This window comes from Aeromonas rivipollensis (assembly GCF_037811135.1).
Lineage (GTDB): Bacteria > Pseudomonadota > Gammaproteobacteria > Enterobacterales > Aeromonadaceae > Aeromonas > Aeromonas rivipollensis.
The window spans coordinates 1,410,756-1,429,890 of the sequence record NZ_CP149130.1; the positions used below are offsets into that span (position 1 = coordinate 1,410,756).

Annotated in this window: 16 protein-coding genes; 3 read left to right on the top strand and 13 right to left on the bottom strand. The window is 61.2% G+C overall.

The window, feature by feature from the left end; translation table 11 throughout:
• Positions 1 to 2 precede the first annotated feature (2 nt).
• The 9 genes from hflD to WIR04_RS06525 form a co-directional block, all read right to left on the bottom strand.
• Positions 3 to 614 carry a high frequency lysogenization protein HflD gene (gene hflD / locus WIR04_RS06485; protein WP_025327710.1) on the bottom strand — a complete coding sequence of 204 codons (612 nt, stop codon included), beginning with the start codon at positions 612 to 614 and terminating at the stop codon, positions 3 to 5.
• Positions 615 to 637: 23 nt separating this feature from the next.
• Positions 638 to 1,744 carry a tRNA 2-thiouridine(34) synthase MnmA gene (mnmA, locus tag WIR04_RS06490; RefSeq protein ID WP_106886237.1) on the bottom strand — a complete coding sequence of 369 codons (1,107 nt, stop codon included), beginning with the start codon at positions 1,742 to 1,744 and terminating at the stop codon, positions 638 to 640.
• 157 nt (positions 1,745 to 1,901) lie between these two features.
• The gene (locus WIR04_RS06495) at positions 1,902 to 2,369 is read right to left on the bottom strand and encodes an NUDIX hydrolase (RefSeq protein WP_338891359.1); all 468 of its coding nucleotides are present in this window, start codon (positions 2,367 to 2,369) and stop codon (positions 1,902 to 1,904) included.
• Positions 2,366 to 3,313, bottom strand: coding sequence for a pseudouridine synthase (locus tag WIR04_RS06500; RefSeq protein ID WP_338891361.1), 948 nt, complete (start codon positions 3,311 to 3,313; stop codon positions 2,366 to 2,368). Before WIR04_RS06500 ends, WIR04_RS06495 begins: the two co-directional genes overlap by 4 nt.
• 119 nt (positions 3,314 to 3,432) lie before the next feature.
• Positions 3,433 to 4,200, bottom strand: coding sequence for a PTS sugar transporter subunit IIA (locus WIR04_RS06505; protein ID WP_338891363.1), 768 nt, complete (start codon positions 4,198 to 4,200; stop codon positions 3,433 to 3,435).
• Positions 4,201 to 4,506 carry a PTS fructose transporter subunit IIB gene (locus WIR04_RS06510; RefSeq protein ID WP_338891365.1) on the bottom strand — a complete coding sequence of 102 codons (306 nt, stop codon included), beginning with the start codon at positions 4,504 to 4,506 and terminating at the stop codon, positions 4,201 to 4,203.
• 218 nt (positions 4,507 to 4,724) lie between these two features.
• Complete coding sequence (gene uhpT / locus WIR04_RS06515) at positions 4,725 to 6,131, bottom strand: hexose-6-phosphate:phosphate antiporter (protein ID WP_025327704.1); 1,407 nt, start codon at positions 6,129 to 6,131, stop codon at positions 4,725 to 4,727.
• A gap of 461 nt (positions 6,132 to 6,592) precedes the next feature.
• The gene (locus tag WIR04_RS06520) at positions 6,593 to 8,500 is read right to left on the bottom strand and encodes a fructose-specific PTS transporter subunit EIIC (protein ID WP_338891368.1); all 1,908 of its coding nucleotides are present in this window, start codon (positions 8,498 to 8,500) and stop codon (positions 6,593 to 6,595) included.
• Positions 8,501 to 9,357: 857 nt separating this feature from the next.
• Positions 9,358 to 9,771: a hypothetical protein gene (locus WIR04_RS06525; RefSeq protein ID WP_080741044.1), complete on the bottom strand. Its 414-nt coding sequence runs from the start codon at positions 9,769 to 9,771 to the stop codon at positions 9,358 to 9,360.
• A gap of 98 nt (positions 9,772 to 9,869) precedes the next feature.
• Between WIR04_RS06525 and WIR04_RS06530 the strand changes: the two genes are divergently transcribed.
• A complete protein-coding gene (locus WIR04_RS06530) occupies positions 9,870 to 10,742 on the top strand; it encodes a LysR substrate-binding domain-containing protein (RefSeq protein WP_338891371.1) in 873 nt (290 codons plus the stop codon).
• 315 nt (positions 10,743 to 11,057) lie between these two features.
• Here WIR04_RS06530 and WIR04_RS06535 read toward each other — a convergent pair whose 3' ends face one another.
• Positions 11,058 to 11,339: a hypothetical protein gene (locus tag WIR04_RS06535; protein WP_338891373.1), complete on the bottom strand. Its 282-nt coding sequence runs from the start codon at positions 11,337 to 11,339 to the stop codon at positions 11,058 to 11,060.
• A gap of 446 nt (positions 11,340 to 11,785) precedes the next feature.
• On the opposite strand from WIR04_RS06535, the gene WIR04_RS06540 reads away from it, so the two are divergent.
• Positions 11,786 to 14,107, top strand: a complete 2,322-nt coding sequence (locus tag WIR04_RS06540; protein ID WP_338891375.1) for an Ig-like domain-containing protein — start codon at positions 11,786 to 11,788, stop codon at positions 14,105 to 14,107.
• Positions 14,108 to 14,326: 219 nt separating this feature from the next.
• Here WIR04_RS06540 and WIR04_RS06545 read toward each other — a convergent pair whose 3' ends face one another.
• Complete coding sequence (locus WIR04_RS06545; RefSeq protein ID WP_338891377.1) at positions 14,327 to 16,228, bottom strand: PTS fructose transporter subunit EIIC; 1,902 nt, start codon at positions 16,226 to 16,228, stop codon at positions 14,327 to 14,329.
• 673 nt (positions 16,229 to 16,901) lie between these two features.
• Here WIR04_RS06545 and WIR04_RS06550 point away from each other — a divergent pair.
• Entirely contained in the window at positions 16,902 to 17,051 is a 150-nt protein-coding gene (locus tag WIR04_RS06550) for a hypothetical protein (RefSeq protein WP_338891379.1), read from the top strand.
• Positions 17,052 to 17,191: 140 nt separating this feature from the next.
• On the opposite strand, the gene WIR04_RS06555 is transcribed toward WIR04_RS06550, so the two are convergent.
• Entirely contained in the window at positions 17,192 to 17,740 is a 549-nt protein-coding gene (locus WIR04_RS06555; RefSeq protein WP_338891381.1) for a YgjV family protein, read from the bottom strand.
• A 194-nt stretch (positions 17,741 to 17,934) separates the two neighbouring features.
• Positions 17,935 to 19,134 (bottom strand): mannose-6-phosphate isomerase, class I, encoded by a 1,200-nt coding sequence (gene manA, locus WIR04_RS06560; RefSeq protein ID WP_338891383.1) that lies wholly within the window; start codon positions 19,132 to 19,134, stop codon positions 17,935 to 17,937.
• Position 19,135: the final 1 nt, after the last annotated feature.

Consider the following 19,135-nt stretch of genomic DNA (forward strand, 5'->3'; position numbering starts at 1 on the left):
ACTCAAAAACGTTTGGCCAGTTCCACCATCTTCTTGCGAGCGAAGATGATCTGGGTACGGCTGCCGCCAAGCTGGCGCCAGAGCACGGCGGCACGGATGCCTGCCAGCAGCAGGGCGCGCACCTTGTGCTGCACCAGGGGCTGCTGCAGGAACAGCGGGGTGCCCGCTACCTGGATCCTGGGGCCTATCGGGCTGATAAGATCGCTGTAGATGCTCGCCATGTTGGCCAGGATCTGCTCGTCGAGCAGATCGAAATGCTGTTGCTGGCGGCCGATCTGTCCGATCCGCTCCCCCAGCATGTTGAGAATGTCCTTGCGCTTGGCCAGCTTGCGCTCCAGCGCAATCAGGCTCACCACGTAGCGGGTCAGCTCGGCGTTCTTCTGGCTGCCGTCGGCCCCCAGCTGCTCCACCAGGGCGCGGTAGCCGTCGCGGATGGCGAGGTGGCTGCCGAACACTTCCAGCGGCTGCTTGGGATCGGTCACCAGCACGCTTTGCAGGCTCTCGCGCAGGGAGGCCTCGTCACAGCTGCCGTCACGGGCCACTTTTTGCACCAGATAGGCCGCCTGGCAGATGCCGGCGAAAGCCATTGTTCTGTCTTGGAATTTGTCGCTCACGTCTGCTGCCTTCTGTTAAGGATTCAAACCGGATGGCTGAAACGCTGTTCTATGATGCCGCCGCCCAGGCAGACTTCCCCGTCATAGAAGACGGCGGATTGACCCGGGGTCACCGCAGCCTGTTTCTCGTCGAAGATGACCCTGATGGTCTCGTCGTCGATGGGCTGGATGAGGCAGGGGATGTCCTGCTGGCGGTAACGGGTCTTGACGGTGCAGCGTAGCGGCGCCCGGATCGGGGTGCGATCCACCCAGTGCAATTGGCTGGCGATCAGGCCATCGGAGTAGAGGCGGGGATGCTCCCCCTGCGCCACTACCAGGGTGTTGCGCTCAACCTCTTTGTCCACCACGTACCAGGCCTCTTCGGTCGCATCCTTCATGCCGCCGATGCCGAGCCCCTTGCGTTGGCCCAGGGTGTGATACATCAGGCCTTGATGCTCGCCTATCACCTTGCCGTCCACGGTTTCGATGGGGCCGGGCTGGGCGGGCAGGAACTTGGCCAGGAAGTCCTTGAACTTGCGTTCACCGATGAAGCAGATACCGGTGGAGTCCTTCTTCTTGGCGGTGATGAGCTCGAGCTGCTCGGCGATGCGGCGCACCTCCGGCTTCTCCAGATCCCCGACCGGGAACAGGCTCTGACCCACCTGGGCTTCGCTCAGGGTGTAGAGGAAGTAGCTCTGATCCTTGTTGTTGTCGAGACCGCGCAGCAGGCGCGGGCGGCCTGTGCTGTCGTCACGGCGCACATAGTGGCCGGTGGCGATGTAGGTGGCACCCAGCTCTTCGGCGGCAAACTCGAGGAACGCCTTGAACTTGATCTCCTTGTTGCACAGGATATCCGGGTTCGGCGTGCGCCCCGCCTTGTACTCTTCCAGGAAGTGCTCGAACACGTTGTCCCAGTACTCGGCGGCGAAGTTGATGGTATGCAGCTTCATGCCCAGCTTGTCGCAGACGGCCTTGGCATCAGCCAAATCCTGGGAGGCGGAGCAGTACTCGTCCGTGTCGTCTTCTTCCCAGTTCTTCATGAACAAGCCTTCGACCTGATAACCCTGCTGCTGGAGCAGGTAGGCCGAGACGGAAGAATCCACGCCGCCGGACATGCCGACGATCACCTTGATTTGGCTGTTGTCTGTCATTAGTCGAAGTTACCAGTTCGTTTAAACGGGGCGTATTCTACCAGAGTTTTGCGCCCCCGGTCACATCTCCCTGCCGTCGTTCCCCTCGGGAGCCCGGCGACGGGAAATCGTTTTTCTGCTGCTGGCCATCGAGGCCAAAAAAGAGTGTCAAATGACCTCAAATAAAGGCCTTGAGCGCCGACAGCGGCAGGCGGGTGCCCCCCAGATAGTCCTGGATGCACTGCCACACCAATGGGCTGCGCAGGGCCGGCTTGCACTCGGCTATCTCCGCCAGGGTGAGCCAGTGGCAGGCCAGCACATCGCCGTCGGGATCCTCTGGATGGTGCTGACCCGGCGCCTTTTCAAGGTCGAAGATGACGGCGGTACGCACGAAGGTGGCCTCGCTGTCCGCCGGTTTGAACAGATAGACCCCGAGCCAGGCGCTGGGGGTGGCAGTCAGCCCCGTCTCCTCTTTCAGTTCGCGGCAGGCCGCCTCAATCAGGTTTTCCCCCGGCTCCACGTGGCCGGCGGGCTGGTTGAAGCGGCGCTGCCCCTTGATCTCCTCTTCCACCAGCAGGAAGCGGCCTTGCCAGTGCACCAGGGCGGCCACCGTCAGGTGGGCGGGCAGGGGCGGGTGTTCGATCATGATGACTCCTTGTCGCTGGGGTGGCGGGCGGGTCGGCGGGCCGTGCCCCGGCCGCTGCTGCGGGGTTTGTTCTCGCCCGTCGTGGGTGATGCGGGCTTGCCCGTGCCGCGTGGCTTGTCCCGTTGCGGGGGCTGGCTCGCCCGGCGCGGCGCCTCGCCTGCCGGTTTGGCTGCGCTGCCACTGGCTCGGGGTGATGACGGCTGGCGCCTGGCCGGTGCCAGCTCGGGGGCGGGCAGGCTGCGGCTCTGGCCGGGTGCCAGACCGTCTTCTTGCCAGTTACCCAAGGTCCAGTCGCCGATGGCGTAGCGGATGAGGCGCAAGGTGGGGTGGCCGATATGGGCCGTCATGCGCCGCACCTGACGGTTGCGCCCCTCCACAATTTTTATCTCAAGCCAGCTGGTGGGGATCTCCTTGCGCATCCGTATGGGCGGGTTGCGCGGCCACACGGCAGGTTCATCCATAATGCGCGCCCCGGCGGGCAGGGTCATGCCGTCGTTGAGCTCCACCCCGGCGCGCAAGCTGGCCAGCGCCGCCTCGCTCGGCACGCCTTCCACCTGCACCCAGTAGGTCTTGGGGGTCTTCTCCCCCGGCTGGGTGAGGCGCGCCTGCAGCTTGCCGTCGTTGGTGAGCAGCAAGAGCCCCTCGCTGTCGCGGTCGAGCCGACCTGCGGCATAGATGCCGGGCTCTTTGATGTAATCCTTGAGGGTTTCGCGCCCCGCCTCGTCGGTGAACTGGCAGAGCACCATGTAGGGCTTGTTCAGCAGCAAGAGCTTGCGATCTGCCGGTGCCACCTCTGGTTTCTGCCCCGCCACTCTGGCGTCGCCCGCCTGCCGGGTGCCGGCCCGTGAGCGGGCAAGGCCGGGCTTGTGGGCTTCATCCTGTGTGGGGCGGCCAGCGGCGCTGGTGCGGCCGGAGAGGGAGAGGCGGGGACGGGCAGGTTTCATCGCGTGCATACCAAAAACAGGGGATACCGGAGTGTATCACGGAGGCGCCTGCCGTGGGTCATCGGGGACGGGCTCGCCCTGGGGGCGATAAATCGAGCGACCTGCCCTTGCAGCGCCTCTCAGCTCAGCAGGCTGTCGATGACGATGGCCTGGCGGGCGGGGGCCGAGCTGGCGTGCAGCAGCGCCGTGCTGACCACCTCGTCCATCAGGGCGCGGGCCAGCCGGGTGAGGGGGCGCAACTGCTCGGGGGCCAGTCCGGCCGGAATGGCCAGCAATATGATGGTCTGCACAGGCCCGAGTGCCGAACCCCAGGGGAGGGGCTCATCGCAGCTGAGCAGCGAGAGGGCGGCTTTGGTGATGGCGGGGCAGATCACATGGGGCATGGCAAGGCCCGGCCGGATGATGGTGGCGGCAAGCCGCTCCCGATCCGCTATGGCCTGCTCCAGCGCGGCTCTGTCACGTACCCGATCCGCTGGCAGCAGATCCACCAGGGCCTGCAACGCCAGGGCCTTGTCGAGGGGCGCTGAGCTGTGGCCGAGCTGGGCGAGGGAAAAGCCGTAGTCGGGCAGGGCGGCGGCCAGGCGCTGCTCGGCCGGGGCCGAGGTGGCGGGGCGCCCCAGCGGCTGGCCCAGCTCCACGCACCAGCAGGTGAAGGCCATGTGGGCCAGCTCCGCATCCAGCCCTTCGATCAGCAACTGGCAGAGATCCCCGGGCTGGGTGGCCAGGGTGAGCAGGGCGAGCTGGCTGCTCGCCTCTGCCCGCTGGCGACGGCTGATGTTGATGAAGAGGATCTGGGACTTGAACAACCCGGCCAGTCGACAGAGCTGCTTGGCCTGGGTGATGGTCAAGCCCAGGTGGCAGCAGAAGGTGAGCTCGCGGCGGAGCATTCAGGTGCCGGGGGTGGAGGCTTTGAGCACGGCGGCGGCGTCCAGCAGCACGGACTCCAGGGATACCTGGCGCACGGTGCAGCCGAGGAAGCGCTCCTTCTGCTCTATCTCGATGTCGGAGGCGATCAGCACCAGATCCGCGCTGGCGATGTCCCTGGCGGTCAGCACGTTCTCCAGCCCCATGGCGCCCTGGGTCTCCACCTTGATCTTGAGCCCCAGCTTGTCGGCGGCGCTTTGCAGCGCCTCGGCGGCCATGTAGGTGTGGGCGATGCCGGTGGGGCAGGCGGTGACGGCGAGGATCTTCATGGGCTCTCTGGACAAGTGGGGATGGGGCCACAAGATAGCGCCAAGCGGGCGGGTTTGCCAAAGGTGCGGGGTGAAAGTGGGATCTTGGCCGCGCCCACAGGCCTTGGCTGCGCAAGGGGTGAGCAGAGAAGGGGCATTGGCAGGCGCTTGGCATGAAAAAACGGCCCGCCAGAAAGGGGGGCCGAATGCACACTACGGAGTGAAATGTGTTGCTGTTATCAGGCGGACTGGGTGGCCAGCTCGGCGGCTCTCAGCTCGCGCTTGATGCGGCGGATCTTGCGCTCCTCGGCCACGGCGACGCAGGCCATCAGCACCAGGCAGGCGGCGGCGGCCATGTCCAGCGCCGCGAAGGTGCCGGTCCAGCCGGTCAGGCCGAAGATGGGGGTGCCGTCGGCGATCATGCCCAGACCCAGCTTGGCGAAGCTGTCACCGATGAGGTAGGCGAAGGTCCCCTTGACCCCGTCGGCCACGCTGATGCCCTGTTTCGGCACGAAGCCCACGGCGGCCACGCCGATCAGCAGTTGCGGACCGAATACCAGGAAGCCCAGCAGGAACAGGGAGCCCAGGAACATGAACTGGGTGGTGGCGTGCTGGTAGAGCCCCAGGGTGGCGATGATGAGCGCCAGTGCCACGCAGGCCACCAGACCACGGCGACCGTTCGCCAGATCCGAGAGGTAACCCCACATCAGGGTGCCGACCAGGGCGCCCACTTCGAAGAAGGTGAAGCCCTGGATGGCGACTTCCTTGGAGAAGCCGAGCTCCTGGTGGGCATAGACGGTGGACCACTGGTCGATGCCGATGCGCACCACGTAGAGGAAGATGTTGGCAAAGCAGAGCAGCCAGATCACCTTGTTCATCAGCACGTACTTCACGAAGATCTGCCACTTGGTCAGCTTCTGCTCTTCGGTGGCGATGTCCTCTTCGCTCGCGACTTCGTCAAACAGCTCTTCCACCTTGCCCAGACCATAGGCTTCCGGCGAGTCGCTGCCAAAACGCAGGCCGACGAAGCCGACGATGAGGGCGATGATGGAGGGGAAGATAAACATGCCGAGCACGTTGCCATCGAATAGGTAGTTGGCACCGAACAGCGCCACACCGGCCGCACCGGCGCCGCCCACGTTGTGGGAGAGGTTCCACATGCCGAGGTAGGTGCCGCGCTTGTTGCGGGGTGTCCACTTGGTGATGGTGGAGTAGCTGCAAGAGCCACCACAGCTCTGGAAGAAGCCGCTCAGGGCATAGAAGAAGATCATGAAGTAGAGGCTGAACCCGGTGCCCCCCATGCTGGCGCTGAAGCCCAGCATGCAGAGGGCGGAGAGGATCAGCATCAGCGGCAGGAACTGCTTGGTGTTCTTGCCGTCGGCATAGTAGGAGACGACCGTCTTGCCCACCCCGTAGGTGATGGAGAAGCCAAGGCCTATCATGCCGAGTTCGGTCATGGAGAGACCGTACTCCTGGATCATGTCGTTCTGGGCGATGTTGAAGTTCTTGCGGATCAGATACATGGTCAGATAGCCAATGAATACAACCAGATAAGATTGCATGAATGGCTTGAACCAGAGCTTGCGCCGGGCTTCGACCGGCAGGTCCAGGGTGGGGATCCGGACCTGTTCGAGCAGTTTAAACATCTTCGTTCATCCTCTGCGAGATAGACGCTATTCCCGCCGCGTTCCTCATTTGTGTATTGAACTCGTTCAATCTGTTATGGGAGGTCACGCCACGGGAAGGGCGACAGGAAGAGGGCGAACTGCAGAGCGCTCCCCTGTCGATTGAACCCATGCCCGAACGCACCATGGCGTGCCGGGTAACTACATCAGGTAGGTCGACTGTAAAGAGGCGGGCTGTGGATGGCGTGAGAGCCATGCCTAGGGGGATTAGGAAAATTTCCTAGTTTGGCGGCTTGTGGCCCTGAAGCGTGAAGGGGATCACAGTGTCGGCTCACAGGGCCGCGCGCCCGGGATGGTACGGCGCCGCAGGGGCAGGCGCCGTCAGGCTCGCAAAAAGGTGGTCAGGGCTGGGGCGCGCAAAAGCAAGGAGGCCACCCGGGGGTGGCCTACTGTCATCTCAAGTGCCTGTGGTGCGAAAAGGGTCAGGCCGCCTTGGCCAGTGCCACTCCGTCACTCTTCTTTACCCGCAGCTTTTTCAGGGCAACCGCCACCACGCCGGTGACGATGGCGCCGCAGATCATGCAGAGCAGGGCCAGCAGCGGCTTGTTGACGGCGCCCAGCAGGGCCACGATGGGGCCGCCGTGGGCGACGCTGTTGGTGATGCCAAACAGGAAGGCCATGACGGCGGCGGTCATGCTGCCCAGCACGTTGGCGGGGATGACGGCGAGCGGGTCACGGGCGGCGAACGGGATCGCCCCTTCCGAGATACCCACCAGGCCCATGGCACCTGCGGCTTTGCCCGCCTCGATTTCGGAGGCATCGAAGATACCGAGCTTGCGACCGAGCACGGTCGCCAGCGACATGCCGAGCGGCGCCGCCGGTATGGCGCAGGCCATGGCCCCCATGAACTGGGTCTGGCCGGAGGCTATCATGCCCACCGAGAACAGGAAGGCCACCTTGTTGACCGGGCCGCCCATGTCAAAGCCCGCCATGCCCCCTAGCACTATGCCCAGCAGCACCAGGCTGCCACCGCTCATGGAGAGCAGCATGGCGTTCAGGCCGGTCATCATGTCGGCGATGGGCGCACCGATGATGAAGATGAAGACGGCGGCGATAAAGAGCGACCCGACGATGGGGGCGATCAGGATGGGCACCAGGGGCTGCACCATCTTGTGGTAGTGACGGGTGGCAATCCAGCGCACCAGATAACCGACCAAGAGGCCCGCTATGATGGCACCGATAAAGCCGGTACCGGCGTCGGCACCGTAGAAGCTGCCGTTGTTGGCGATCCAGCCGCCGATAAAGCCCGGCGCCAGGGCGGGGCGATCACCTATGGCGTAGGCGATATAGCCCGCCAGAATGGGGATCATCAGGGTGAAGGCGGCGACGCCCACGTTGAGGATCTGGTTCCACATGCTCCCTGCCGGGATCTGCATGCCGCTCGGGGTCGGGTCGCCACCGATGGCGAGCGCCAGGGCGATAAGCAGGCCCCCGGTCACCACAAAGGGGATCATGTGGGAGACGCCGTTCATCAGGTAACGGTAGAGATCCGAGCTGCCGCCGGAGCTCTTCTCCTCGCTCTTGCGCTCATCCTTGTCCGCCACATAGGCGGGGGCCTTGAGGGCCTGCTCGATGAGGCCCTTGCCATCCTTGATGGGGGCTTTCACCCCGGTCTTGATGAGCGGCTTGCCGTTGAAGCGGGCCATGTCCACCTGCTTGTCACAGGCCACGACTATGGCGCTGGCGCGGGCAATCTCGGCCGCAGTCGGGCTGTTCTTGACGCCGATGGAGCCATTGGTCTCCACCTTCACCTCGTACCCCAGCTCCTTGGCGGCGCGCTCCAGGGATTCCGCCGCCAGATAGGTGTGGGCGATCCCGGCCGGGCAGCCGGTGACGCCGATGATGAGGCCCTTGTCGGCGGCCGGGGTGGCCACTTGCGGCTCTTTCTTCTCGAGCAGCAGGGCCAGCGCATCGGTAGGCGTCTTGGCTGCCAGCAGGGCATCGATAAAGCCCTCTTCGATCAGCTTGGCGGAGAGCTCGGCCAGCACCTCGATATGGTGATTGGCGCCGCCCGCCGGGGAGGCAATCATGAAGAACAGCCGGGAGGGCATGCCATCCTCGGCGCCGTAATCGATGCCGGCGCGGCTGATGCCGATGGCCACCGCCGGGGTGCTCACCGCCGCACTCTTGGCGTGGGGCAGGGCCACGCCTTCCTCGAAGCCGGTGTTGTCCAGCTCTTCCCGGGCCCACAGGTCCTTGATGAACTGCTGCTCGTCGCTGACCTTGCCTTGGGCGACCAGCAAGCGGGTCATCTCGCTGAAGACCTCCTCCTTGCGCGTGGCCTTTAAATCGAGCGCGATCAGCTGCTCGTTGATAAGGGTGGTGATCATGGCGTTCTCCCTGCTCCCTTGATGGAGCCTGTTGGCATGCCGTGCACACGGCATGCAGACAAAATTGACACGACTATTATCGCGTCGGGGCGCAAGCAACCCTATCGGACAAATGTGCGAATGACTGGATTTTTGTGCGGTAAAATCCCGAGTGTGAGCCGGATCCCAAAGCGAGGAGTTGGGCACCATTAGCGAATTCAATTGGTTTTTACATATAAAATCATGTCGTTAGCGGGCATTTCCTTGCGGCTATATTGCTGTGGCCCTACCAGTCTGGACGAGAGATAGGAGCTTCTTCTGTAAATTTGTGAGGGGGATAGAGGGAGAAAGATGTGAGGCAGCGCACATAAATGGCTGTCATCAGGGGAGCTTGGGGGAGTGCAAGCTGGAGAAATGGGCTTGTCAGCGACTCCGGCTGTTGTTGCTTGGCGTGATAGCGATGCACTGGCCAGCCAATTACCGCCATTGCTGCCGCGACGAGAGTCACGATCAGACAGAGGCGTCCCACCGTCCGCTAAAGCAAATCCATATGAAAATCCTGCCGGATAAGTTCCGGGTTCAAGCCGAGTGGCGCCGTAATGACCAGGCTGGATATGAATTTCACAAGCAATCTGGTTCAGTTATTGGGGGACGTCTGTATTGATTCATTCTTGTATAATCCAGTTAGCTCTATTGGATTAAGTAAGGACATGCTTGAATATGGTCACTTTTCAGTTTTCCATTTCGAAATAGACATCAGGTGCCATCGAATTAAGCATCCACCTACTCCGTTGAAGGTTGTCGTGGCGTTCGAAAATTCAATATCCAAGATACGCCAATACCAGAATCAGCTTTGCTAGTCGAACCTACGATATTTATTATTTACGTGGCATCATCATCCATAGACCGCAGAGGGCGACACCCATGCCCAGCAATCGAGTGACTGAAAAGGCTTCTCGAAAAAACAACAGTCCAATAGGTAAAAGCAAGAGTGTACCTGCTGCATTGGTCAGGAATGAAGATATCCCTAAATGGCCACCGGCTCGATACAGCAACAAGAATCCAAGCTCAATTCCTAAAATTCCCAGCGCCACGCCCGCAACACTCCAGTTTAATATTTGGAAGCTGCGACTACCGTCATAAAAATAAATGCCAGGTAAACATAATAAAAGGGCGATGCCATAACTCAAGGACAGAGATAAAAATGGATTGACACCGCTAGGTACAAATTTAATCGAAAGATGGTATACGACCGAACCTGCAATCGCAAGAATGACAGCTAAAACATACATCGTGAACTCCAGCTAAAAAATAAAAGCATGCTCAGTCTAGCGGATGCCACAGTTCATAGGTAGACTGCAAAAATGTATGGCAGCTATAAGATTCCTTTATGACAAATGACTTTGATACCGCGCTGCTGCGCTCTTTCGTGAGTGTCGTACGATGTGGCAGCATTAACCGGGCCGCAATATTGCAAGGGAAAACACAGCCAGCGCTTAGCCAACAAATTCAGCGTTTAGAGCAGCAACTAGGCCATGCATTGCTGCTTCGCTCCAACAGAGGAATACGTTTAAGTACGGAGGGGGAGGCGTTATTACCTTATGCAGAACGCATTTTGAGTCTGACCGATCAACTGAGTCTAAAGCCTGCATCACAAGGTAAACTGCATTGCAGTATTGGTTTGGTTGAAGATCTTGTGAGTAATCACTTTACCCGCGTACTAGCAGACTTTGCTTGTGTGCATCCAGGATTAAGCTTGCGGGTTGAGGTGACTAACAAGCAGTCACTATTTGCTGCGTTTGAACGTGGTGAGTTGGATGTGTTGGTCAGCATGCCGATTGCCAATGCGCCAGCACCAATTCAGGAATTCAGTTTTCCACTTTATTGGTTTGCAGCTCATGGGTTCGAACATCAAGGTGAATCATTACCTTTAGTCATTTTCAGTCAACCTTGCTCATGGCGTAACCGCATATTAGAGGCATTGAATAGAGAAGGTATTCCTTGGCATATAGCATTTGAGAGCAGTAGCCTTGCAGCTTTACAGGCTGCTACAGAGGCTGGGCTGGGTGTCGTCGCTTTATTTTCTCAAACACCCCCAAAGCATAGCCAGAGATTGACCCAGCTCCCTGCACTCCCAAATATTACCATTGCAGTTTATCGCCAGCGAGGAGATATGGATAAGACGGTTCAAGATCTAACCAATCTGTTTCTAAGAGAAATGCAGCATAATGTTGTAACGCCAAATGATGGTGAAGGACAGTAGAGCACTGAATAAAGGGGCTCAGCCCAGTTTGTGCGATCAGGAAGCGCTTCATGGGCAAGGTGCCGTCGTTTCGATTGCCGTCTCGTTGGATATATGGCTCATCTCGTATCCTGTGCTAAAAATCTTGGGCTGGTGCTGAACGAAGTGAAGCCAAGGTTTACCGCGAAATGTATCGTTAATTCTGGTGTGCCAATCTCTTGCATCCACGTTTATTCCGTTCTGGCTGGCGCAATAATGCTCGCCTGTCGGGCTTAGCTACGCGCTGCGCCAACCTAAAAACCACGCTACCCCCTGTGATAACAGCAGCCAGTCTGCTCAATACTCGAGAAACTTCTCGCCGCAGCGCTCGCAAATCAAGTGCTTTACATGGGTAGCCTGATAGGCCAGGGTCTCGCCAAATGCCCAGTTGGTGAGGGTGCTGGAACGAAAGGCCTGCCAGAAGGCCTTGCGCGGATCCTTGGGCATGATGTCCTGACTGTGGTCGCGGGCCACCAGCACCACTATATGGCGGGTGCGCTCCCCGCACTTGTCGCAGCGGTGGATCTCGCTCTGCAGCTGCTGTTCGTTCTGTTTTTGCTGTTCACTCTGGGCTGTCATGATGCACTGGCTCCCGCTCTGGATGGCGCGCCCATCATATTCCTCTCCACTTGGCGCTCAATCCCCCAGATAGAGGGCGAAGCATTGGCTGCCATCAACTTCTCTGCCTGCTCGGTCGAGGGGATCGCATGAGCCTTGGCATGACAGTCGGCCTGAGCCCGGCGCCATGACTCCGGGCAGGCAATGACAGGGGCCCGAAAGGGCCTCGCTCCTTGGTGTATGCCGCGGTTCGACGGCGGATAAAGGGTGGTTTGTCAGTGACTTGGGGCGGCTTCCCAAGTTTCATCGCGGTTTTCTTAACCCAGGCTGTCTGCGCCGTGGCTTTCGGTGGACGGCAAAATGCCCCGTTGCTCTACTCCTCGCCTGGTTCAAACAGCCGCAGCGACAGGCGGCCCCGGCGCACGCGAGCGCGCTGGGCAAGGGAATGGTTTAGGGAGGAATGGGTAATGGCAGTGGGCAAGTGGTGGATAGCAGGATTGGCAGCGCTGGCGCTGCTGGGGTGTGGCAGTGATGACGAGGAAGGCTCAACGGCGGAGGGGCCCTCCCTCGCCTCGTTGCGGATTAGTCCGGAAGAGATCAGGGTCCCCGTCGGCATCGAGCAGCAGTTTCAGGTGCAGGCGACCTGGGATGATGGCGCCGTGCAGGATGTGACCGGGCATCCCGACCTTGTCTGGAGCAGCAGCGACACCGCCGTGGTCAGGGTGGATGATCAGGGCCTCGCCATGGGGGGCGGCCCGGGCACGGCCACCCTGACCAGCACGGGGACAGTCAATGGCGAGTCTCATAGCGCCACCGCCAGGGTGGAGGTGATCGATGCCTATGTGACAGAGCTGCAACTGACCCCGGTCACGGCCAGGGTGCCGGTGGGATTGAACCAGCCCTTCGTGGCCATCGCCACCTTCTCCGACGGCCAGTCGCGAGACGTGACCAAGGCCTCGGCCCTGCAGTGGCGCAGCAGTGACGAGGGCAGCGCCCTGGTCAGCAACGAGGCCGGCAACAAGGGTCTCGCCACCGGGGTGGCGGTCGGGGAGCCGAACATTGAGGCCAGCGGCACCCTCAACGGCGCCTCCTTCCAGGCCTCGGCCCCGCTGGCGGTGACGGATGCGGTGATCACCGGGCTGGACATCCATGCCCCCGAGGATCCGCTGCCCATGGGGTTGAGTGCGCAGCTGCACGCCTTCGCCACCCTGTCCGATGACAGTGATCCCATAGAGGTGACCGAGCATGACGCCTTGACCTGGTACAGCAGCGATCCGGCGGTGGCGAGCATCAGCGAGACAGGGCTGGTCACCGGGCTGACTCCGGGGAGTGCCACCATAGGGGTGAGCGGCATGATCAACGGGGTCTCCGTCGAGGCGACCGAGCCGCTCAGGGTGAGCTCGGCCGCCGTCATCGGGATCGAGGTGCAGTCCATGGGGGGCGCCATTGCGGCTGGCCTGCAAACACAGTTTGTCGCCATTGCCTATCTCACCGATGGCACTTCGTTCGACGTCACCGACAACGCCCTCATTCAGTGGCAAAGCAATCAACCCGGGATAGCGAGCGTCAGCAACCAGGGGGGGAGCAAGGGGCTGGTGACGGGCCTGACGGTGGGAACTGCCACCATAATGGCGAGCGGCACCCTGGATGGCACCGCCTTCACCGCCTCGGCTCCGGTGACCGTCTCATCCGCCGTGGTGACCAACCTGGAGGTAACGCCACCGGATGCCTCTGTCATGGTGGGAGACAAGGTGCAATATCAGGCCATGGCCACCCTCTCCGATGGCCACAACCAGGAGGTGACGGACGACGACGCCATCCTCTGGTCCTCCGATGCGCCTGCCGTCGCGCCCATCAGCAATGCCTCTGGCAGCCGGGGGGAGGCGAGCGGCCTGAGCGAGGGATCTGCACTCATCAGCGCCAGCCTGGGGGGCGTCACCAGCACGGCGGCCCGGCTGACCGTGATGCCGACGGCCCCCGAAGCCCCCATCGTCATCGAGCCGCGGCAAAACCAGTTGGCCTCGTTGCAACTGAGCCCGGAGGCCTTTGCATTCTGGAATAGGACCTCCATCAACTCCCCCGAGGGGCAGAGTGCCCTGAAGGATCTGACCGGACAGGTCTACAGCCAGTTCAGCGATGCCTTCGACTTCATCACTGTGGTGATGAACAACGACGATGTCCCCGCGGGCATGCCCACCGGTGAATATGCCCACGTCAGAAACGATGTGACGGGCATAGGCCTGGGTATGTTTGATGAGACGGCGGCGTTTCACTCGGACGGCAAGCTGCAGGGGGTCTTCTTCCTCTACAAGAAGAAGTACCTGTCGACCTCGACCTATGGCCCCATCCTGCACGAGATGGCCCATCGCTGGGCGAACTGGGTGGTGCCACCCGTTACCGGGCACTGGGCTCCCTGGCTCGGCATCGTCGGCCAGCTGAACAACGTGAGTGCCAACTACGCCGACATCGAGCTCTACCTGATGGGGTTGATGGACGCCTCCGAGATGACGGATCCCGCCAGTCTCGATGCCTATGCCCTGATCCCGGCCGATCAGAAGCCCAGGGTGCCGAGCGCGGCCACCTCGCAGAAGGCGTTTCGTACTCTGCTGCTGATCCTGTCGGATCGGCCGCTCACCGCCACCGAGATCCAGAACTATAACAACGGGGCCACCCTGCTGACCCGGACAGACAACCCCTCCCAGCAAGGCACCAACTTCCACAAGATGACCAGAGGCAGAGGCACCCTGACGGTGAACGGGCTGGATACCCTGGTCAAGCCGACCCCTTAATCCGGCTATGTAACAGGTGAGCGCGCCGCGAACGGACGGCTGACACGGCCGATGCCGCCCGCCCGTGAGGGACAATCATCCGGAGCCAGTCACTGGCTCCGGATTTTTTATGGGGATGGCAAGGGGGGCTTGGGGGGAGGCGAGCTTGCGCCCTCATCTTCTGCCACTGCAAAAAGGGGCCTCGGGGCCCCTTCTGTTCAGCACGAAAAACCGGCGTCGTCAGGCGACCTTGCTGCTGCCAGCCAGGGTGCGGGCCAGCAATCCATCTGGATTGTGGATAGCATCCTTCGTTTTGACATCGATTATTTCGATATTAGCGAAGCGCTCTCTGTGCTTGATGGCCACGTCATGGGCCAGGATGACGCAGCGGGCGTTGGCCACGTCTTTGGGGGTGATGCGGTTGATGATGCCGTTGGCGCCTTGTGTCTCCACTTTGAGCTTGATGCCGGCCTTGGCGGCCGCCTTCTGCAGGCTCTTGGCGGCGAGGAAGGTGTGGGCCACCCCTGAGGGGCAGGCGGTGATGGCGAGCACTTCTGCCTCACCTTCCGCTTCGATGACCTCGTAACCGCCATCCGGGGTGGCTACCTCTTCCTCTTCGGTCACCGGTTTTTTCAGCAGGTTGACGATAAGGGCCGTGGTCAGGGCGCCGAGCACTGTGCCCAGGATATAACCCATCTTGCCTTCCACCACCGGCAGCACTATCCAGCCGCCCCAGGGGGCATGGTTGATGCTGTGCATCATGAAGCCGGTGATGTTGCCGACGATGCCGCCCGCGACGATTGCCGGGATGACCCGCACCGGGTCGGCGGCGGCAAAGGGAATGGCCCCCTCGCTGATGCCTATCATGCCCATGATGGCGGCGGCCTTGCCCGCTTCACGCTCTTCCTTCTTGTAGCGACGGGGGGAGAGCAGGGTCGCCAGCGCCATGCCAAGGGGCGGCACGCAGATGGCGATGCCGACGCCCCCCATCAGCCAGGGTTGGGTGTTGACCTGGGTCTGGGCGAACAGAGTCGCCACCTTGTTGACCGGGCCGCCCATGTCGAAGGCGGTCATGCCACCCAGGATGGCCCCCAGCATCACCTTGCCGGAGCCTGCCATGCTGGAGAGCCAGTGGTTCATCCCCTCCATCATGGCGGCAATGGGCGCACCTATCACCCACATCACTATGCCGCACACCAGGAAGGTGCCGATCAGCGGATAGATGAAGATGGATCCGAGCGAACTCATGGAGTCCGGTAGTTTTATTCGTTTGAGCTGATTGACGATGAGGCCGGCGATAAAGCCCACCAGAATGGCGCCGAGAAAACCGGTGTGGTACTGCTGCACCGCTATCCAGGAGCCGATCATGCCGGGCGCCAGGCCCGGTTTGTCCGCCATGGAGTAGGCGATGTAGCCGCCGAGCACGGCGGTAAAGAGGGTGAGGCCCGCTATCCCCATGTCGGCCATGTCCTTGAGCACGCCTGCCTCGGGCACGGCGCCCTTGCCGCTCATCATCACCGAGAGCGACAGCAGAACGCCCCCCGCGACGATGAAGGGGATCATGTGGGAGGTGCCAAACAGCAGGTGCTGCTTGAGGGTGTTGAGCTGGCCCTTGATGCTGCGATCCTGGGGTTCGGGTGCGCTGGGTTGCGGCGCCCTGAGCTGGGCTGGCTTGTTGCCGGCCGCACTGGCGGGAGCCTGGGCCGCCAGCAGCTTGAGCACCTCGGCCTTGCTGGTGGCTGCTTGCACCTGCGGGATAAAGCCCGGCTCCAGCAGCTTGGTGGAGAGCTCGGCCAGCACCTCGATATGATGGTTGGCGCCCCCTGCCGGGGAGGCAATCATGAAGAAGAGTCTGGAGGGCAAGCCATCTTCGGCGCCGTAGTCTATCCCCTGGCGGCTGATGCCGATGACGATGGCGGGCTGCAGCACCGCCTCGCTCTTGGCATGGGGCAGGGCGACCCCCTGTTCAAACCCTGTGTTGTCGAGGTTTTCCCGCGCCCAGAGGTCGCGCACGAACAGATCCTGACTGGCTATCTTGCCGCAGGCTTTGAGCCGGGCGGCCAGCTCCACAAAGAGCCCCTGTTTGTCGTTGGCCGCTATGTCGAGGCAGATCAATCCTTCGTCTATCAAGGAGGTGAGCATAGGTGTCTCCTGGCTCCTTCTCGGAGCCGTTGCGATGGGTAACAATTGACCCGCCTATTGTTTCGCCCTTGCCCCAGAGTCGAAATCGGATATATGTGCCCTTTACTGGATTTTTGTGTCAGCGCCCCCGTCCTGTGACCCCGCTCGCATTTTGATGTCACCGTGGCGAATTGGTTTTATAAATTTTATTTCGTTTTAAAACAAATGGTTGCTAGTGTTTTTTATCCTGTTGTCAGAAGTGAGTGGCCATATGCCGCTCCCACACCAGAAGCACGAGTTGGAGATTTGTGTGCTGTGGCCACGCCCTGAAGTGTGAGCCGCCCGGCAAAAGTGCGGCCCGGGAGCAGATTCGCATGGGCGAAGGGGGCCCAAGCGGAGGTCGTGAAAAAAATGTGCATAACCAGAAGCCCCGGGAAAGTGTGGCGGAAAGGCCGAGGTGAATGCTTTCAATGTACTGATAATGAAAGAAAAAACAGGATTTCCCTGCACCTGGTTAGTCGAGTTTCGCATGGCTTCATAAGAAGCCAATTGCTGTTTTTTAGATTGGTTTTTGCATAATAAATCGTTTATTTAGTTGGACAATCGGTGAAGACTTGGTGTCCAATCGGGTAGAGCAGGTTGGCCAACAGTGCCGTCAGCCAGTGTGTAACCCGAGATGTAAGGAGACATCCTGATGGAAAAACTTGACCAAGAAATCGACACCATGCGCCAGGAATTCGAGTCACAGGGGCAAAAACAGGCCCATGACAAATGGCAAGCCAGGGTTGATGAACTGCAGCGGGAACGCTCGGAAGCTCCCCAGCCGGAAGTGGCAGAACACTAGCCCCCGACGGCCATGATGGCCATCGGTTGAGCAGATAATGAAAAACCACCGCCCTGACTCAGGGCGGTGGTTTTTTTTCAAGACACTCATCGGCCTTCCTTATTCCTTGACTGCGGCCAGCGGCACCGAAGGGCAAGGGATCAGGCAGGGCTCGACTGCGGTTGTCGCCACATGCGGTACATGGTGTGGCAGTTGACGAACAGGAAGCTCAGCTCAATCAGGCTGCCGCCGATGGAGCCAATCAAGATGTTGTGGCTGGTCCAGCACAGGCCACCCGCCAGCATGCTGAGCCGCAGCGTGATGCCCTGGGCCCGAAACAGTCCCCAGGTCCCTATGGTGGTGCCTAGGATGGGCAACCACTGCACCGGGCTGGTGATCCCGGGGATGCCGAGCCCCCAGACCAGAAGCAGGAAGAACAGCATCACCCATGGGCTGCGGGTGTGCCCTGAGACGGTGGTACGAATGCAACTGAGGCCTGCACTGAGGGCTGCAGTACTGGCCCCCATCAGGAGGAAGTGGAGGGCGATGGCCCCCTGATAGAGGCAGAGTCGCAACCGAAAACGCCCGTCATCCCGTTGCCGGAAGGCGCTGATCCCGACCAGCATGGCGGCGAGGCCGATGCCTTGTGCCAGGGGTTGTTGTTGGAACAGCGTCCAGAGTGGCATCAGCCAGCCGAGATCCAGGTTCACAGGCAGCCCCCGCTCAGAAACAGTATTCGCCCTCTGCGCTCATTGCGCGGGCCAAGGGCTGGCTGCGCCTTGGGCTTGGGAAGCAGGGCGATGAGCGGGACTACTGGGGTCAAGGGAGCATGCATGGGGAAGCCTTCGACGCGAGGGCCATCAGAAAATGGCCCTCGTCTATTCATGATGTTGTTGATGATGCCTTAGCAGCGATTGCCGGCGCGGGCGACCCGCCCCTCGGCCAATAGCCGGTAGTGACCGGTGGCGGCGGGGACGAAGGCGGACTGCCCCTTCTCCAGGCGCAGTGACTGCTCACCCTGCTGGAGGGTCACTGTGCCATCGATGGCAAACAGTATCTCGGCGCTGGCGGTGGTGAGTGCATGCTCACCGGCCGGGTAGACGCTGAAGGTGAAGTCAGGTACCGGCACCTCGAAGTGCTGTACCGCTCCTTCAAGGTGGGGGGCCAGCAGGATCTGATCGTCCGGCTTGGGCAGGCAGCGGGTGCAATCCAGCAGCTCGGCCACGTCTATGTATTTGGGGGTGAGCCCGGCGCGCAGCACGTTGTCGGAGTTGGCCATGATCTCGAGGCCGGTGCCGCGTACATAGGCGTGGGGGGTGCAGGCATCGAGGAACATCGCCTGACCCGGCTGCAAGGTCACCACGTTAAGCAAGAGCGGCGAGAAGAGACCAACATCGCCCGGGTACTGGGCGGCCAGGCTGGTGATCAGCGCAAAGGTCTCGTCATCCTGACGGGCGGCGGCATAGGCCAGCAGGCCCACAAGGGCGGCTTCCTTGCGCGCGCCGTCCAGGATCAGCAACTGGTGGAAGAAGTGCTGCAAGCCCGCCTCATCCTGTGACTGGCGCAGCGCCGCGGTCAGCTCGACCAGCGCCGGCAGCGCCATGGCATCGAACAGCGCCAGTATGGCCGGGATGGCGCGAAAGCCGTTCATCGCCTGATAGGGGGTGAGGGCAAACACCAGCTCGGGCTTGTGGTTCGGATCCTTGTAGTTGCGGTTGGCTGCCTTGGGCGAGATGCCGGCGGCCTCTTCCTTGGCAAAACCAGCTTCGGCCTGGGTCTTGCTGGGATGCACCTGGATGGAGAGGGCCTTCTCGGCGCACAGCACCTTGAACAGGAATGGCAGGCTACCGAAGCGGGCCAGGGTGGCCTCACCCAGGACAGCGGCCGGGGCGGCGTCGATCAGGGTCGAGAGCTTCTGGGCATCGCCTGCCAGCGTGACCTCGGAGCAGCCGTTGGGGTGGGCGCCCATCCACAGCTCGGCCTGAGGCTTGTTATCCGGGTTGGGGATGCCAAACAGGCGGGTGAGGGCGTCATAGCTGCCCCAGTCATAACCTTGAATCGGATTTTGCATCAACAGAAAGGAGGGCAGATCTCGACTGCTCATA

What these genes read in the sequence shown, in the direction of transcription:
- WIR04_RS06520 (WP_338891368.1), bottom strand. Translation starts at nt 8,500, where the DNA reads ATGATCACCACCCTTATCAACGAGCAGCTGATCGCGCTCGATTTAAAG.
- WIR04_RS06495 (WP_338891359.1), bottom strand. Translation starts at nt 2,369, where the DNA reads ATGATCGAACACCCGCCCCTGCCCGCCCACCTGACGGTGGCCGCCCTG.
- WIR04_RS06545 (WP_338891377.1), bottom strand. Translation starts at nt 16,228, where the DNA reads ATGCTCACCTCCTTGATAGACGAAGGATTGATCTGCCTCGACATAGCG.
- mnmA (WP_106886237.1), bottom strand. Translation starts at nt 1,744, where the DNA reads ATGACAGACAACAGCCAAATCAAGGTGATCGTCGGCATGTCCGGCGGC.
- WIR04_RS06550 (WP_338891379.1), top strand. Translation starts at nt 16,902, where the DNA reads ATGGAAAAACTTGACCAAGAAATCGACACCATGCGCCAGGAATTCGAG.
- uhpT (WP_025327704.1), bottom strand. Translation starts at nt 6,131, where the DNA reads ATGTTTAAACTGCTCGAACAGGTCCGGATCCCCACCCTGGACCTGCCG.
- WIR04_RS06500 (WP_338891361.1), bottom strand. Translation starts at nt 3,313, where the DNA reads ATGAAACCTGCCCGTCCCCGCCTCTCCCTCTCCGGCCGCACCAGCGCC.
- WIR04_RS06530 (WP_338891371.1), top strand. Translation starts at nt 9,870, where the DNA reads ATGACAAATGACTTTGATACCGCGCTGCTGCGCTCTTTCGTGAGTGTC.
- WIR04_RS06510 (WP_338891365.1), bottom strand. Translation starts at nt 4,506, where the DNA reads ATGAAGATCCTCGCCGTCACCGCCTGCCCCACCGGCATCGCCCACACC.
- WIR04_RS06505 (WP_338891363.1), bottom strand. Translation starts at nt 4,200, where the DNA reads ATGCTCCGCCGCGAGCTCACCTTCTGCTGCCACCTGGGCTTGACCATC.
- manA (WP_338891383.1), bottom strand. Translation starts at nt 19,134, where the DNA reads ATGAGCAGTCGAGATCTGCCCTCCTTTCTGTTGATGCAAAATCCGATT.
- WIR04_RS06525 (WP_080741044.1), bottom strand. Translation starts at nt 9,771, where the DNA reads ATGTATGTTTTAGCTGTCATTCTTGCGATTGCAGGTTCGGTCGTATAC.
- WIR04_RS06540 (WP_338891375.1), top strand. Translation starts at nt 11,786, where the DNA reads ATGGCAGTGGGCAAGTGGTGGATAGCAGGATTGGCAGCGCTGGCGCTG.
- WIR04_RS06535 (WP_338891373.1), bottom strand. Translation starts at nt 11,339, where the DNA reads ATGACAGCCCAGAGTGAACAGCAAAAACAGAACGAACAGCAGCTGCAG.